This is a genomic window from Ruoffia sp. FAM 24228 (assembly GCF_045528575.1).
GTDB lineage: Bacteria > Bacillota > Bacilli > Lactobacillales > Aerococcaceae > Ruoffia > Ruoffia halotolerans.
This window is the reverse complement of record NZ_JBGQQZ010000181.1, coordinates 1-255: the sequence shown is the minus strand read 5'-3', so window position 1 is coordinate 255 and position 255 is coordinate 1. Positions and strand designations below refer to the sequence as shown.

Genomic DNA, 255 nt, shown 5'->3' with positions numbered 1-255 from the left:
CTCAAAGGTATAAAGACTAAATATTTGTAGACAATCCGTCATACGTTGAAATTTTTAGTGAACCAAAAAGAAAGGTGAGTAATCATGGGAATATATAGTCCAGAAGTCGTCGAAATATTGAAGCAATCACCGTATATAGAAAATGTGAGTGAGCATGTAATTCAATATGGTGATGCATTTAAACAGGAGTTTTATTGTTTATCTCAACAAGGCCACAAACCCAAGGATATATTTTTATCATTGGGTCTTGACCCA

The 255-nt window shown here is 33.7% G+C and carries 1 protein-coding gene; it reads left to right on the top strand.

The genetic code is table 11. From position 1 onward, the window contains the following. Positions 1-84: 84 nt before the first annotated feature. Positions 85-255, top strand: a 171-nt coding sequence (locus ACEN33_RS12580; RefSeq protein WP_407095224.1) for an HTH domain-containing protein, incomplete at its 3' end; no start/stop codon positions are given.